The sequence below is a fragment of the Streptomyces sp. P3 genome (assembly GCF_003032475.1).
Taxonomy (GTDB): Bacteria; Actinomycetota; Actinomycetes; order Streptomycetales; family Streptomycetaceae; genus Streptomyces.
Genome location: NZ_CP028369.1, coordinates 1,894,650 through 1,907,427 on the forward strand (window position 1 = coordinate 1,894,650; position 12,778 = coordinate 1,907,427).

Genomic DNA, 12,778 nt, shown 5'->3' on the forward strand with positions numbered 1-12,778 from the left:
GAAGCCATGACCGGCCGGGCACTTCACCAACGAACCCACCCGGGCACGTCGCCACCCACCGCGCCTCGCGACCCGAGCACTTCACCACCCACCGCATTTCTCATGGAAAGGCAGTAACACCATGGCGTTCATCACCGTCGGCCAGGAGAACTCGACCGGCATCGAGTTGTACTACGAGGACCACGGAACCGGACAGCCGGTCGTGCTGATCCACGGCTACCCGCTCGACGGCCACTCCTGGGAGAAGCAGTCCGCCGCTCTGCTGTCGGCCGGCTATCGCGTGATCACGTACGACCGGCGCGGTTTCGGCCGCTCCAGTCGGCCCACCACCGGCTACGACTACGACACCTTCGCCGCCGACCTGAACACGGTCCTGGAAACCCTCGACCTCGACGACGTCGTCCTGGTCGGCTTCTCCATGGGAACCGGCGAGGTCGGCCGCTACCTGGGCACCTACGGTTCCGGCCGGATAGCCAAGGCGGCCTTCCTCGCCTCCCTCGAACCCTTCCTCCTCAGGACCGACGACAACCCCGGCGGTGTCGACGGCACCGTCTTCAAAGACATCGAAGAGGCCGTCACCGCCGATCGCTACGCCTACTTCACCGCGTTCTACGAGAACTTCTACAACCTCGACGACAACCTCGGCACCCGCATCAGCGAGGAAGCCGTCCGCAACAGCTGGAACGTCGCCGCGGGAGCCTCCGCGTACGCCTCCCTGGCCTGCGTGGCGACCTGGTCCACCGATTTCCGCGCCGACCTGCCCAAGATCGACGTCCCCGCGCTGATCCTGCACGGCACCGCCGACCGCATCCTGCCCATCGAGGCCACCGGCGCCCTCTTCCACCAGGCGCTCCCGCAGGCCGACTACGTCGTCATCGACGGCGCGCCCCACGGCCTGCTGTGGACCCACGCCCGGGAAGTCACCGAGGCCCTCCTGGCCTTCCTGGCCAAGTGACCGACGTCCGAGGGCCTTCCTATCGGATGCGGGCACGCGCCCCGTTACGCGGGGGAGGTGAGGCTGAGACCGCTGGTCCGCGCGTAGGCCGGCGGCCGCTCGTCGGGGGGACCGTGAACCGTGCGCACCCGGCCGCCGTTCCACGACGACGGGCGTCCGTCCACAGGGTGTGGACGGACGCCCGTCGTCGTACAGGCAGGTCGCCGGTGCTACTCGGTGCCCTCGGCACCTTCGGCGCCGTCTTCGGGCTTCTCGTCGGCCTCGTCGACGGCCGACTCCAGGCCCAGCTGCTCCACGAGCCACTTGTCGAACTCGATGGCCGCGCGCACCCAGCTCACCGTCGAGGAGACGAACAGCTCGATGTTGACCCCGGCGCCGATCAGCAGCTGCGCCTCACCGATGAGGCGGACGGTGCCGTCGTCGTGGGTGTGGGTGTAGACCTTCGGCCACAGGGTGCGGCGGTTCCAGTCGTCGATCGACTCGAGCAGCTGCGCCTTGTCTTCGATCTTGTGGGCCCGGTCGAAGAACGTCCGCACCGAGTAGACCGCCTGGTCACCCTCGCCGCGGAACATGAAGTACGTACGGAACTCCTCCCACGGCGCCGCGAGGTCACCCTCGTCGTCGACGACGTACTTCAGCTCCATCTGGTCGAGGAGCTGCTTCACGAGGTCCTGATCCGGGACGACGGGGCCCGCCGGTCCACCCTGGGGCTCCGGCTCTGGCTGGCCCCCGAAGTTCGGAATCGAGGACGGGTCGATGCTCACCGTGATTTTCCCTTCGTACGGATCCTGCCATCCTCCCCCATGCGGGGAGGGGCGTGGCAAGCCCCGCCGGGGCTGTCAGCCCTGAGCTGACATGATCCGGCCTGATGCACCCAAGGGGCGGTGACGGACGGAGGGGGATCGTGTGGCGAAGAACCGGCGAAACCACGCGGGCGAGCGGCCCGGGGCGGGCGGGCGGCCGGGGTCGGCGGGCCGGACCCGGTGGGGTCTGGTGGCGGCGATCCTGGCCCTTCCGGTGCTGCTGGTGGCCGGTCTGCTGGTGCTGGTCGGCATCTGGGTGCTGACCGACGACGCGGAGGCGGACGGGACCCGTCTGAAGGACGTGCCCTGCGCCGAGGCGCTGGCCTTCGGCGGGGCCGGGCTGCCGGCCGACGTCCGGGATGCGAAGTGCACGGTGCAGTCCTGGCTGGACACCGACTACCAGGCCGACTTCCGCATGCCGCGCGGGAGCGTGCGCGCCTGGCTGACGGACGCCTACCCCGAGGCGCCCGGGCCGGGGGGCCCGGGTACCGAGGCCTGCGGGGCCGGCGTGGACTACTGCTTCCAGCTCGACGTCACCGGGCGCCCCGGGGTGGACGCGTACTACGTCAACGTGAACGTGACGTACGAGAACGCCGAGACCGCACGGGTGCGGTACTCGGCGTTCACGACGTGACCTGAGCGGTGGCGGGAACCGGGGCAGCCGCGGGGCGTTACAGCGTCTTGGCCGTCGTGGGGCCGACGATCAGGCCCTCGGCCTCGCCGAAGGTGTCGACGCGGACGGTGTCGCCGTCCTTGACCTCGCCCGCCAGGATCTCCTTGGCCAGCCGGTCGCCGATGGCCGTCTGGACCAGGCGGCGCAGGGGGCGGGCGCCGTACGCCGGGTCGTTGCCCTCGTCGGCGAGCCAGGCGAGGGCCGCGTCGGTGACCTCCAGGGTGAGGCGGCGCTCGGCGAGCCGCTTGGCGAGGCGGTCGATCTGCAGGCGGGCGATCCTGCCGAGCTCGGTCTTGTTCAGGGCCGAGAAGACGACCAGGTCGTCGAGCCGGTTGAGGAACTCCGGCTTGAAGGAGGCCCTCACCACCTCCAGGACCTGTTCCTTCTTCTCCGCCTCGGTGGACACCGGGTCGACGAGGTACTGGCTGCCCAGGTTGGACGTCAGCACCAGGATGGTGTTGCGGAAGTCGACGGTGCGGCCCTGGCCGTCGGTCAGCCGGCCGTCGTCGAGGACCTGGAGCAGGACGTCGAAGACCTCCGGGTGCGCCTTCTCCACCTCGTCCAGCAGGACCACGCTGTACGGGCGCCTGCGCACCGCCTCGGTGAGCTGGCCACCCTCCTCGTAGCCGACGTAGCCGGGCGGCGCGCCGACGAGGCGGGCGACGCTGTGCTTCTCGCCGTACTCCGACATGTCGATGCGGATCATGGCCCGCTCGTCGTCGAAGAGGAAGTCGGCGAGGGCCTTGGCCAGTTCGGTCTTGCCGACGCCGGTCGGGCCGAGGAAGAGGAAGGAGCCGGTGGGGCGGTCGGGGTCGGCGATGCCGGCGCGGGAACGCCGTACGGCGTCGGAGACCGCCTGGACCGCCTCCGACTGGCCGATGAGCCGCTTGCCGAGCTCGTCCTCCATGCGGAGCAGTTTCTGCGTCTCGCCCTCCAGGAGGCGGCCGGCCGGGATGCCCGTCCAGGAGGCGACGACGTCGGCGATGTCGTCCGAGCCGACCTCCTCCTTGACCATGGTGTCCTTGGCGGCCTCCTCCTCGGCCTCGGACGCGGCCTCCAGGTCGCGCTCCAGGGTCGGGATCTCCCCGTACAGCAGCTTGCTGGCGGTGTCGAAGTCGCCGTCGCGCTGGGCGCGCTCGGCCTGGCCGCGCAGGTCGTCGAGCTTCTCCTTCAGCTCGCCGACCCGGTTGAGGGACTGCTTCTCCTTCTCCCAGCGGGCGGTGAGTCCGCGCAGTTCCTCCTCGCGGTCGGCGAGGTCGCGGCGCAGCTTCTCCAGGCGCTCGCGGGAGGCGGCGTCGGTCTCCTTGCTGAGGGCCAGCTCCTCCATCTTCAGCCGGTCGACGGAGCGCTGGAGCTCGTCGATCTCGACCGGGGAGGAGTCGATCTCCATGCGGAGGCGGGAGGCGGCCTCGTCGACGAGGTCGATGGCCTTGTCGGGGAGGAAGCGGGAGGTGATGTACCGGTCGGACAGGGTGGCGGCGGCGACCAGTGCCGCGTCCGCGATCTGCACCTTGTGGTGGGCCTCGTAGCGGCCCTTTAGTCCGCGCAGGATGGCGATGGTGTCCTCGACGGTCGGCTCGGCCACCAGCACCTGCTGGAAGCGGCGCTCCAGTGCCGGGTCCTTCTCGATCCGCTCGCGGTACTCGTCGAGCGTCGTGGCGCCGACCATGCGCAGCTCGCCGCGGGCCAGCATCGGCTTGAGCATGTTGCCGGCGTCCATCGCGGAGTCGCCGCCGGCGCCCGCGCCGACGACCGTGTGCAGCTCGTCGATGAAGGTGATGATCTGGCCGTCGGAGTTCTTGATCTCGGCGAGGACGGTCTTGAGCCGTTCCTCGAACTCGCCGCGGTACTTCGCCCCGGCGACCATGGCGCCGAGGTCCAGCGCGACGAGCCGCTTGTCCTTGAGGGACTCGGGCACGTCTCCCTTGACGATCCGCTGGGCGAGGCCCTCGACGACGGCGGTCTTGCCGACGCCGGGCTCGCCGATGAGGACGGGGTTGTTCTTTGTGCGGCGGGACAGCACCTGCACGACACGGCGGATCTCGGTGTCCCGGCCGATGACCGGGTCGAGCTTGCCCTCGCGGGCGGCGGCGGTGAAGTCCGTGCCGAACTTCTCCAGGGCCTTGTACTGGCCCTCGGGGTCGGCGCTGGTCACCCGGCGACCGCCGCGGGCCTTGCGAAAGGCCTCCTGCAGCTTGTTCGCGGTGGCGCCCTGCCGGGTGAGCACCTCGGCGGCCGGGCCGCCCTTGGCGGCGATGCCGAGGAGCAGGTGCTCGGTGGACAGGTAGTCGTCCCCCAGGTCGCGGGCGCGGCTCTGCGCGTCGGCGACGACGGCCAGCATGTCGCGGTTGGGTTGCGGGGGCGCGACGGTGGACCCGGCCACGCTGGGCAGCGAGCCGAGCACCTTCTCGGCGCCCGCGCGTACGGCGGCCTGGTCGGCGTCGGCCGCGGCGAGCAGGTCGGTGATGTTCTCGTTGTCCTGGCCCTGCAGCAGCGCGAGCAGCAGGTGGGCGGGGGTGAGGTCGGCGTGTCCTTCGGACACGGCCCTGCTGCTGGCCGCGTTGATCGCGTCCCGGCTCCGGTTGGTCAGCTCGGCGTCCACGTTCGCTGTCTCCTCCTTGCGTCAGCGCTCTCCCGGTACTGACTCAGTCAGCGTACACAAAGTTGAGTCTATTCCACTCAAGGCCTATCCGTGTCCTCCGGTGTTCCCCTGGTGTGCGGCGCGGAACCGGGAGGCAGTAGGTTCCGGAGCATGGCCGCACCCCCCCAGGACCCCGCCGCACCCGACGCGCCGTACCTCGCCTTCTGGCGCGAACGACACCTGTGCACGCTGACCACGTCGCGGCCGGACGGCACTCCGCACGTGGTGCCGGTGGGCGTCACCTACGACCCCGAGCACCGCCTCGCCCGGGTGATCGCCGACGGGGCGAGCAGGAAGGTGCGCAACGTCCTGGCGGCGGAGCCGGCCGGGGCGCGGGTCGCGGTGTGCCAGATGGAGGGCCGGCGCTGGGCCACGCTGGAGGGTCTGGCCTTCGTCCGCACGGACCGGGAGCGGGTCGCGGAGGCGGAGCGCCGGTACGCGCAGCGCTACGGACGCGAGCCCAGGCCGAACCCCTCGCGGGTGGTCATCGAGATCGAACTGACCCGGGCGATGGGGCGCGGCTGACCCGGACGGAGCGGACGACGCCCGGACGACGGACCGCCGCCGATCCGGACGACGGGACGCGGCCGACCCGGACGGCCGGGTGGCCGGGTGGCGGCCGGGCGGATGAGGCTGGAGTGACCGGGTGACCGAAACTCGTCCCGTCGATTTCCGGCCAAGGCTCAAGCGGGCCCATACCGGAAATATCCCCGGAAACTGCAGCGGCGTCACCGTGTTCAGGTCACGGTGACGCCGCTGCGGGGGGGAAGCACCTGAGCGATCTGTTACGACGGGGGAATCGCGTCAGGCACTGCGGGGGGTGGCTGAGATGGTCTTCAGGGGCAGAGCCTCGGGCTCCACCAGCCTGTGGTCACGCTGGTCCAGGTTCACAAAGATCATTCCGTACCGGATGGCGCACCGCACGGGCTGCGGCGCACCCCGGGGCTTGCGCAGGCACCGGTAGGCCCGTACGTCCTCGTCCTCGTCGCGGGTCACCACCACCGGCTCGCCGAACACCGTCACCATCAACGAGTCACCACTGTGGGGGATGGCGGTGACCAGGTCGATGAAGTGCCAGCCGGAGCGGTAGGCGGTGGCCATCTCGCGGCGGAAGGAGCGGTCGTCGGGTGGTGTGGTCATGACTCGGCGACCCACGTGCTGTCGCGAGGCGTGATCCACGTACTGTCACCCAGCGCCGACGCCGTGACGACCCAGGTGCTGTCGGCAGGAGCGGACCACGTGCTGTCCGCCGGAGCGGTCCAGGTACTGTCCGCCGGAGCGGTCCAGGTGCTGTCGGCGGGCGCGACCCACGTGCTGTCCGCCGGAGCGCCCCAGGTGCTGTCACCGGCCGTCACGACGGTGCCGGCAGCCGGGCTCCAGGTACTGTCGCCCGCCGTGTCGCCCGTCGTCCCCGCAAGGCCGCTCAGAGCTCCGAAGGCCAAGGCTGCGGAGAAGGCGGCGGCGAGCGCCGAGCGAAGCATTCTCTTATGCATAGTCGGCTTCGTCCTCATTTGAAGGTCACCTCTCCCCCGTCGACTACGACGATGGCCCATTCGGGCACGTCATGGCCACACAATCGATGCATCATGTTCCTGCACGTTCAGGACCCTGGGGGGTGGAGATTTGACGAAAAATGAGGCAAAGCCGACACATCCTCATGCGACCACTGAGCTGTGCGAGGAAGGTCGCCGTCTCTATGGGAACGCTCTTCGGACGGGCCGGGTGGCCCGTGCGGACGTGGAGCCCGCTCCGTGTCTGATGGAGTTCGCCCTGCTCCACGCGGACCCCGACGACGCGAACTGGCTGCGCCCGGTGCCCCCGTCGATCGCCCTGTCCCAGCTGCTCAACCCGATCGAGCGCGAGATCACCCAGCGCAGACGGCTCTCGGTGGAACTCGCCGACGCTTTCGAGCCGTTCATGACCCTCAGCGCCCAGCCGACGCCGACCACGCATTCCATCACGGTGCTGGAGGGCGTCGACCGGATCAACGCGGCGCTCGACCTGGCCACCTCCCAGTGCCAGACCGAGATGCTCACCGTCCAGCCGAGCCGGCGCCGCCTCGAGCACACCCTCGTGCAGGGGCTGGAACGCGACCGCCCGCTGATCGAACGCGGCTGCCGCATCCGGACGCTCTACCAGCACACGGCCCGCTACAGCCCCGAGACGCTGGCGTACGTCTCGCAGTTCACCGACGGCAAGGTGGAGTACCGCACCATCGACGAACTCGTGGAGCGGCTGATCATCTGCGACGAGACCGTGGCCTTCATCCCGACCCGGGACGACGGCCAGGTCGCCCTGGAGCTCCGGCACCCCGGGCTCGTCCGCTACCTGATCAAGGTGTTCGAGTTCATGTGGGGCCGCGCGGTCCCGCTGGCCACCGGCGCCCCCTACGAGACCGCGCCCGACGGCATCACGGACATCCAGCACTCCATCGCCAAGCTCCTCGTGGAGGGGCACGTCGACGAGGCGATCGCCCGTCGGCTGGGCATGAACGTACGCACCTGCCGGGCACACATCGCCAAGCTCGCCACCGCTCTGGGCAGTGGCAGCCGCGCCCAACTCGGCTTCCTCATCGCCCAGTCGGGAATCCTCAAGCAGCAGCCCTGACGTCCGTCCGCAGAACAAAGGTCATGCATGACGACACCGGAGCACCGGTACGGCCCACAGGGAGCACCGCAGTGAGCGCGCCGCCGCACCACGACCACGGCGTGGAGGACCTGTGCGCCGCCGGCACGCGGCTCTACGAGCAGGCCCTGCGCTGCGGACGCGTCAAGGCCGAGGAGGCCGAGACCGCGGCCCCGTGCCTGCTCTCCCACGGCCTGCTCCACCCCGCCGTGGACGACCTGGCCCAACTCGAGCCCGTGGCCCCGGCGGTCGCCCTGCACCGGCTGCTGCGCGCCTCGGGGGCCCGGATCGCCGAGGAACGACGCCGTGAGGAACGGCTGTCGACGCTCTTCGCCCCTCTGATGCGCAAGGAGGGACAGAACGCCGCGTCCTCCGAACCCGCCTCGCTGCGCATCCTCAGCGGCACCGAGCGGATCAACGAGGCCATCACCGAGGCGATGGCCGAGGCGACGAGCGAAGTGCTCTGCATCCAGCCGCACGTCCACTACAGCGGCCCGCGCGGCGAGCGGGCCCAGCCCGTCGCGATGGACCGCGACCAGGCCCTGCTCGACCGGGGCTGCCGCATCCGCACCCTCTACCAGCACACCCAGCGCCACCAGCCGCTGGTGCTGGCCCGCTACGAGCAGCTCCGGGGGGACGCGGAGGCCCGCACCCTCGACGAGGTCACCGACCGGCTCATCGTCATCGACGGCGCGGTCGCCTTCATCCCCGCCGGCGAGGACGGCCGGCTGGCCCTGGAAGTCCGCCACCCCGCCCTCCTCACCTACTTCACCACCACCTTCGACCGGCTCTGGCGGCTGGCCCTCCCGATGTACCCGCAGGCGGTCCACCGGCTGTCCCGGGGCGGCGTGACACCCCGGCAGCAGGCCATCGCGGCCCTTCTGGTCGAGGGCCTCACCGACGCCGTCATCGCCGACCGCCTCGGCATGAACATCCGCACCGCGCGCGTCCACATCGCCAAGCTCGCCGCCACCCTCGGCAGCGAGAGCCGCGCCCAACTCGGCTACCTCATCGGGCAGTCGGGGATCCTCGACCGGGACCAGCGCCGGAGCCGGGCACAGCCGCCCGAGCCGGCGGCGGAACCGGAGCCACGCCCTAGCCCGTGAGGCTGCCCGCGAGGGGACCGCAGTCCCGCCGGGAGGCGGCCGTCACGCAGGCCCCCCGAGAGGGCCACAGGCCCGGCGGCGCCACGGCCGACGCGCAGGCCCGCGAGAGGGCCGTCGGCCCGCCGGAGCAGCGGCCGACGAGGGAGTCCGCGACGGGCCGGTGGTACCAGGAGGCTTCGCCGGGCCAGAGGCCCGGTGGATCCGGTGACGGCAGGGGGCCAGGACCGGCCGGTGGGCCCCGTGCCGGACGGCTCCGCGCCCCGGTGGAGCCGGTGGCGGCAGGGGGCTAGGACGGGGCCGGGGCCGCGGAAGGGCCGGATTCCGGCGCGGGGACGCCGAGGGAGGCGTCCCTCCCCGCCGGACCGCCCGGCGCAGCCGTCCCCGGTGGAGCGGCCGGTGGAGCCGTGTCCACCGTCCCGTGCGGCGCGCTCGCACTCCGCGGCGCCGTGTCCGCCCCGCTCGCCCGCGGCGCCTCCTCGCCCTCTCCCGAGGGACGGTCGAGGCCCACCTGGGCGATACGCACGCCCAGTTGGGTCCGGCTCGCCGCGCCCAGCGTCTCCGAGAGACGGGCGATGTGGGCCCGGCAGGTGCGGACGCTGATGCCCAGCCGCTCGGCGATCACCGCGTCCTGGTGGCCCTCCGCCAACAGCGCGGCGATGGACTGCTCGCGGTGCGAGATGCCCTCGATGCGGGTGTCGGGGAGCGGAGCGGTCAGCGGGACGGCCAGCCGCCAGAGCCGCTCGAAGACCGTCACCAGGTAGGAGATCAGCGCCGGGTGGCGCAGCTCCAGGGCCATGGTGCGGTCGGTGTTGGCGGGGACGAAGGCGACCGTCCGGTCGAAGAGGATCAGCCGGTCGATGACCTCGTCCAGGGTGCGTGCCTCGACCGTGTCGCCCATCAGCTCCAGGTAGTTGAGCAGGCCCTGGCCGTGCCGGGCGACGTGGTTGTAGAGGTCCCGCATGCGCACGCCGCGGCCACGCAGCTCCAGCGCGCGGTGCAGGCCCTCCGACAGCTCGTGCTCACGCCGGATGCCGCCGGGCTGCACGGTGAGCACCTCGGTCGTGCACGCCTCGGTCGCCGCGTCGAGGGCGGCCTGGATGCGCGAGGCGCCGTCCAGCACGCGGATCGCCGCGCCCTCGCCGGCGTTCGCGCCGCGCGCGGGACCGCCCAGTCCGGCGTACCACTCGAAGGCGGCGACCGCCGAGCCCATCCGCCGTTGACTGGCGCTCACCTCGTCGTAGACTCCGCGCAGCAGACGGGTCATGACCTCCTGCGGGGAGGTCGGCACCAGCCAGTCCATGTCGTCGGGGTCGGGATGCAGGAGGGCCAGCTCCAGGAGGCAGGGAACCGCCTCGGAGTCGGTGCGCGCCACCCGGCCGCGCCGTACGGCCCGGGAATACACGCGATCCCCGGCCTCGCACAGTCGGTCGGCACCGTGTGGATGTTCCTGCGCCCCGTGCCTGGCCATCGCGCATCCCACCCCCGCCGTACGCCGCTTCCGGAGCGCAACTATGCGCGGCCCGGACCGGGTCCGCAACACGGCTCCTCCGGCCCGAGGCTGGAAAAACCACCCGTCTGTGCGATTTTCTCCCGGCCTCCTCCCCTCACGTTGCAACAAGCTGACGGTGGTGCAGGACGGCCGTGACGGTGCATCGTTGATTCCGCTTCCCCCCGGGTGTTCCGCACACGGGGAGACGCAACCGACCCGGCCGGGCCGCGGGGGAGTCCGGCCGGGCAGCCCGAGGGGGGCATGACGGGGGCACGACGGGGGAACCACGGACACCGGCCCGGCGCGGTAGGCGCCGGGCCGGTGGTCTTCTCTCCGGGGTCAGTCTTCCTGAGGTCCCGCCTCGGCCGACGGGGGAACGGGCGTCGGCCGATGCCTCAGATCAGGTTGAGGGCCTCGCAGGCGGACTTGTACTTGGCGGTGCAGATGTCGGAGGCCTTGTAGATGCCGTCGGCGATGACCGTCTGCTGGATGTTCTTCTTGGTCAGCGCGACCACCGTGACCAGCTTGGCCGGAATCGCCTTGTCGGTCGGGCTGTCGACGGTGTCGCGGGTGAGGGCCTCGAACTGGAGGTCACGTCCCTGGACCTTGGCGACGGCGGCCTCCGCGGCGGCCTCGGCCATGGCCGGGTAGGGCTTGTAGACGCTCATGAACTGCTCACCGCTGATGATCCGCTGCACGGCGGGCAGTTCGGCGTCCTGACCGGTGATCGGGGGCAGGTCGGTGTCCTTGACGCCCGCCGCCTCCAGGGCCTTGATGATGCCGCCGGCCATGGCGTCGTTGGCGGAGTAGACGCCGGCGATGTCGGACTTGCCGATCGCGGCGATCGCCTTGGTCATGCTGGCCTGGGCGACCTCGGGGCTCCACTTGTCGGTGTCGTACGACTTCGCGATCGTGACCCGTCCGCTGATCTCGCTGAGCGCGCCCGCCTTGAACTGACCGGCGTTCGGGTCCGCGGGCGAGCCGTTCACCATGACGATCTTGTCGGAGACGTTGGCGTTCGGAATGGCCTCGACGAGGCTGCGCCCCTGCACCTCGCCCACGAGCTCGTTGTCGAAGGAGACGTACGCGTCGATCGGGCCCTCGGCGAGGCGGTCGTAGGCGATGACCGGGATCTTCGCCTCCTTGGCCTTCTTCACCATGGGCGCGATCGCCTTCGCGTCGACGGCGTCCAGCAGGATGATGTCGACCTTGTCGTCGATCATCTTCTGCATCTGCCGGTCCTGGGTCTTCTCGTCCGAGGCGGCGTTGGCGTAGTCGGTCCTGCCCTGGTTCGCCGTGAGCGCCGCGACCTTCTTCTTGATGATCGGGTAGTCGAACTCGGCGTACCGGGTGTTCGTCTCCTCCGGCATCAGCACGCCCACCGTGATCGCGTTGCTCCGGGTCGGTGTCGCGTCGCCGGTCTCCTCCGAGGCCCCCAGCATCCCGCACCCGGCGAGTGAGAGGGACATCGCGGAGGCGATGACGGCTATGGCGATACGACGCATTTCGGGTGCTCACTTCAGGTGCGTTCGGGGCGTTGCGGACCGGGGTGCGGCATTGGTGACCCGGATATCTGAGAAGCCAACGCGGCGGCGACCGCCGTCGTCAAGCAGAACCACTTAACGAAGGAGCAACGTCACACTCCGCTCAGCGTGTGAAGACACATGGAGACGAAGCGGAGGCCCTGAAAAGGTCTGACCGGACAAATCAGGCGAAGGGCGGGCCAAGGAACCACCGGGCCGACGCGGACCTGCAACGGGGCCGGGAGCGGGCAGCGCGCGGCGGCAACGGGCCGACGTCCGTCGAGAGCGGGCCGTCGGGGACTTCCCCGGGGACCTCTCCGGGAGGTGCTCGCCGGGAACCTCGGCGGCGACGGCCGGCACGGGGGCACCGCGCGTCCGGCCGCCGCACGGGGCCGGGGCCCGGAGGAAGAACCTCCGGGCCCCGATCCGTGCCTCGTGCACCGCGCCCTGGCGCCCGCGCCGCCCCGTGCCCCGTTGCTCGTGCCCGGGCGGCGCGGTGTGTCTCAGTCGGGTGCCGGATGCTGCCGCTTCGGCCGCCAGACCACCAGCGCGCTCGTCTGCTGCACCTCCTGGTACGGCACCAGGTCCCGCCGGTAGGAGGCGTGCACCGCCGCCTCCCGCTGCTGCATGGCCGCTGCCGCGCCGTCCAGCGCGGCCTCCAGCTCCGCGGCCCTGGCCTGGAGCGCGGCCACCTGGTTCTCCAGCTCGATGATCCGCTTGATGCCGGCCAGGTTGATGCCCTCGTCCTGCGACAACTGCTGGACGGTGCGCAGCAGTTCGATGTCGCGGGCCGAGTAGCGGCGGCCCCGGCCGGCGGTGCGGTCGGGGGAGACCAGGCCCAGACGGTCGTACTGACGCAGCGTCTGCGGGTGCAGGCCGGAGAGCTGGGCCGCCACCGAGATGACGTAGACCGGGGTCTCCTGAGTCAGTTCATACGGGTTACGACGACGGCCGTCCATCACT

The 12,778-nt window shown here is 71.0% G+C and carries 12 protein-coding genes; 6 read left to right on the plus strand and 6 right to left on the minus strand.

The window, feature by feature from the left end:
- Positions 1 to 121: 121 nt before the first annotated feature.
- On the plus strand, positions 122 to 955 hold the full coding sequence (locus tag C6376_RS08435) for an alpha/beta fold hydrolase (RefSeq protein WP_107442849.1): 834 nt from the start codon (positions 122 to 124) through the stop codon (positions 953 to 955).
- A gap of 209 nt (positions 956 to 1,164) precedes the next feature.
- Here C6376_RS08435 and C6376_RS08440 read toward each other — a convergent pair whose 3' ends face one another.
- Entirely contained in the window at positions 1,165 to 1,719 is a 555-nt protein-coding gene (locus tag C6376_RS08440) for a YbjN domain-containing protein (protein WP_107442850.1), read from the minus strand.
- A gap of 142 nt (positions 1,720 to 1,861) precedes the next feature.
- On the opposite strand from C6376_RS08440, the gene C6376_RS08445 reads away from it, so the two are divergent.
- The gene (locus C6376_RS08445) at positions 1,862 to 2,392 is read left to right on the plus strand and encodes a hypothetical protein (protein ID WP_254075877.1); all 531 of its coding nucleotides are present in this window, start codon (positions 1,862 to 1,864) and stop codon (positions 2,390 to 2,392) included.
- Positions 2,393 to 2,429: 37 nt separating this feature from the next.
- On the opposite strand, the gene clpB is transcribed toward C6376_RS08445, so the two are convergent.
- Entirely contained in the window at positions 2,430 to 5,033 is a 2,604-nt protein-coding gene (gene clpB / locus C6376_RS08450) for an ATP-dependent chaperone ClpB (RefSeq protein ID WP_107442851.1), read from the minus strand.
- Between the two features lie 150 nt (positions 5,034 to 5,183).
- Here clpB and C6376_RS08455 point away from each other — a divergent pair, with 150 nt between their 5' ends.
- Positions 5,184 to 5,597: a pyridoxamine 5'-phosphate oxidase family protein gene (locus C6376_RS08455; RefSeq protein WP_107442852.1), complete on the plus strand. Its 414-nt coding sequence runs from the start codon at positions 5,184 to 5,186 to the stop codon at positions 5,595 to 5,597.
- Positions 5,598 to 5,876: 279 nt separating this feature from the next.
- Here the strand turns inward: C6376_RS08455 and C6376_RS08460 are convergent, their stop codons facing one another.
- Complete coding sequence (locus tag C6376_RS08460; RefSeq protein WP_057577939.1) at positions 5,877 to 6,212, minus strand: hypothetical protein; 336 nt, start codon at positions 6,210 to 6,212, stop codon at positions 5,877 to 5,879.
- Between the two features lie 30 nt (positions 6,213 to 6,242).
- On the opposite strand from C6376_RS08460, the gene C6376_RS43745 reads away from it, so the two are divergent.
- The 3 genes from C6376_RS43745 (at position 6,243) to C6376_RS08475 (ending at position 8,803) form a co-directional block, all read left to right on the plus strand.
- Positions 6,243 to 6,587: a hypothetical protein gene (locus C6376_RS43745; RefSeq protein ID WP_159083182.1), complete on the plus strand. Its 345-nt coding sequence runs from the start codon at positions 6,243 to 6,245 to the stop codon at positions 6,585 to 6,587.
- Between the two features lie 243 nt (positions 6,588 to 6,830).
- Positions 6,831 to 7,679 (plus strand): hypothetical protein, encoded by an 849-nt coding sequence (locus C6376_RS08470; protein ID WP_057577941.1) that lies wholly within the window; start codon positions 6,831 to 6,833, stop codon positions 7,677 to 7,679.
- 71 nt (positions 7,680 to 7,750) lie between these two features.
- Positions 7,751 to 8,803: a helix-turn-helix transcriptional regulator gene (locus C6376_RS08475; protein WP_107442854.1), complete on the plus strand. Its 1,053-nt coding sequence runs from the start codon at positions 7,751 to 7,753 to the stop codon at positions 8,801 to 8,803.
- Positions 8,804 to 9,089: 286 nt separating this feature from the next.
- Here C6376_RS08475 and C6376_RS08480 read toward each other — a convergent pair whose 3' ends face one another.
- From C6376_RS08480 to C6376_RS08490, 3 genes are all read right to left on the minus strand, one after another.
- The gene (locus C6376_RS08480) at positions 9,090 to 10,271 is read right to left on the minus strand and encodes a LuxR family transcriptional regulator (RefSeq protein ID WP_254075878.1); all 1,182 of its coding nucleotides are present in this window, start codon (positions 10,269 to 10,271) and stop codon (positions 9,090 to 9,092) included.
- A 416-nt stretch (positions 10,272 to 10,687) separates the two neighbouring features.
- Positions 10,688 to 11,797: a sugar ABC transporter substrate-binding protein gene (locus C6376_RS08485; RefSeq protein WP_107442855.1), complete on the minus strand. Its 1,110-nt coding sequence runs from the start codon at positions 11,795 to 11,797 to the stop codon at positions 10,688 to 10,690.
- Between the two features lie 521 nt (positions 11,798 to 12,318).
- A complete protein-coding gene (locus C6376_RS08490) occupies positions 12,319 to 12,774 on the minus strand; it encodes a helix-turn-helix transcriptional regulator (protein ID WP_107448849.1) in 456 nt (151 codons plus the stop codon).
- Between the last annotated feature and the right edge of the window lie 4 nt (positions 12,775 to 12,778).

Excerpts from the sequence above, each read along its gene's own strand:
- C6376_RS08485 (WP_107442855.1), bottom strand. The coding sequence starts at position 11,797 with ATGCGTCGTATCGCCATAGCCGTCATCGCCTCCGCGATGTCCCTCTCA.
- C6376_RS08470 (WP_057577941.1), top strand. The coding sequence starts at position 6,831 with ATGGAGTTCGCCCTGCTCCACGCGGACCCCGACGACGCGAACTGGCTG.
- C6376_RS08490 (WP_107448849.1), bottom strand. The coding sequence starts at position 12,774 with ATGGACGGCCGTCGTCGTAACCCGTATGAACTGACTCAGGAGACCCCG.
- C6376_RS08480 (WP_254075878.1), bottom strand. The coding sequence starts at position 10,271 with ATGGCCAGGCACGGGGCGCAGGAACATCCACACGGTGCCGACCGACTG.
- C6376_RS08460 (WP_057577939.1), bottom strand. The coding sequence starts at position 6,212 with ATGACCACACCACCCGACGACCGCTCCTTCCGCCGCGAGATGGCCACC.
- C6376_RS08435 (WP_107442849.1), top strand. The coding sequence starts at position 122 with ATGGCGTTCATCACCGTCGGCCAGGAGAACTCGACCGGCATCGAGTTG.
- C6376_RS08455 (WP_107442852.1), top strand. The coding sequence starts at position 5,184 with ATGGCCGCACCCCCCCAGGACCCCGCCGCACCCGACGCGCCGTACCTC.